The organism is Streptomyces sp. NPDC051133, assembly GCF_040682635.1.
GTDB lineage: Bacteria > Actinomycetota > Actinomycetes > Streptomycetales > Streptomycetaceae > Streptomyces.
In genome coordinates, this window is the sequence record NZ_JBFBBK010000222.1 from 1 (window position 1) to 1,539 (window position 1,539).

At 66.3% G+C, this 1,539-nt stretch carries 3 pseudogenes; 2 read left to right on the forward strand and 1 reads right to left on the reverse strand.

Features of this window, described 5'->3' with window-relative positions:
- Positions 1 to 28 precede the first annotated feature (28 nt).
- Positions 29 to 970 (forward strand): annotated as a pseudogene (locus AB0N17_RS46580) (IS3 family transposase); the annotation flags it as partial.
- Positions 971 to 1,040: 70 nt separating this feature from the next.
- A pseudogene (locus AB0N17_RS46585) lies at positions 1,041 to 1,130 on the forward strand (transposase); the annotation flags it as partial.
- A gap of 285 nt (positions 1,131 to 1,415) precedes the next feature.
- Here the strand turns inward: AB0N17_RS46585 and AB0N17_RS46590 are convergent.
- Positions 1,416 to 1,539, reverse strand: a pseudogene (locus AB0N17_RS46590) (DNA-directed RNA polymerase subunit alpha); the annotation flags it as partial.

The window sequence follows — 1,539 nt, forward strand, 5'->3', positions numbered from 1 at the left end:
GACAACCCCGGCGTGACCAGCGAGGAGAGCGGGGGAACTACGGGAAGCACGTCGGCGGATCAAGCTGCTGGAGTAAGAGAACGAGGTTCTGCGCCGGGCCGCGGCCTATCTGTCGCAGGCGCATCTGCCGGGAAAAGGATCTACCCGCTCGTGAAAGAGCTGGCCGTGGACGGGGTGCCGGTCACGGTGACGTGCCGGGTGGTCAAGCGCGCCATACAGCCCTACTACCGCTGGCTGTGCAAGCCGGTTGCCGGCGTCGTGCTGGCGGAGGCGTATCGCGCGAAACGCACTGTTCGACGCCCACCGCGACGACCCGGAGTTCGGCTACCGGTTCCTGGCCGATGAAGCGCGTGGTGCCGGGGCCGGCATGGCCGAGCGCACCGCGTGGCGGATCTGTCGGGACAACCGCTGGTGGAGTGTCTTCGGGAAGAGGCGTGGCCGGGCAAGAAGGCAGGCCCGCCGGTGCACGACGATCTCGTGAGCCGTAACTTCACCGCGACCGGCCCGAACCGGCTGTGGCTCGCCGACATCACCGAACGCGCCACCGGTCAAGGTGAGCTGTACCTCTGCGCGATCAAGGATGCCTTCAGCAACAGGATCGTGGGCTACTCCATCGATGCGCGGAAGAACTCCCGCCTCGCCCTAGCCGCGCTGAACAACGCCGTGAGCCGCCGTGAACACGTCGACGGATGCATTCTGCACAGCGATCGTGGATCACAGTCCCGGTCCCGGCAGTTCGTCCGAGTCCTCGACCATCACCGGATGGCCGGATCGATAGGGAGAATCGGGGCGGCCGGCGACAATGCGGCCATGGAGTCCTTCTTCAGCCTGCTGCAGAAAAACGTCCTCGACCGCCGGACCTGGGCCACCCGTGGAGAATTGCGGATGGCAACCGTGTCCTGGATCGAGAGGACCTACCCGGCGCCGCAGACAAGCCGCACTCGGTCGGCTGATACCCGTCGAATTCGAGACCGTGATGATCACGCGGCCCTCCAAGGGTCATCAGACCCCTTCGCAAGTACCTGTCGGGCGACCAATTCTGGTCGCCCTCCTACTTCGCCGCGTCCTGCGGCGGCGCACCCCTGGCGATCATCAAGGAATACACCGAAAATCAGAAACGTCCCGGCTGAGGCCAACAGTGCAAATCCGTGCACCCGTGCGGGTCACCCCATGGCTTGAGAAGCGCTTCCTCCCGGGGATGAACGCCCGGGGTTCCGCGCTAGATCATGCTGAAGGGAGCCCTGCTAGGACACCTCCGCAGGCACCATCACCATCGCCGGGAAGACTGTCTCCCGCCTCGGCTTCGGCCTCATGCGCCTGACCCGTCCCGGTATCTGGGGCGATCCCCACGGCCGTGACACGGCGCTCAGCATCCTCCGCCAGGCCGTGGCTCCCCCCGGCACCCTGCGCAGCGTTCAGTACTGTTCGGTCTCCATGAAACCCGAATTCCCGTCGTCGTCGGCGCCGAAGGCGTCCGCGGCGGTGGTCGGGTCGAATCCGGGCGGGCTGTCCTTCAGGGCCAGGCCCATGCCGGCCAGC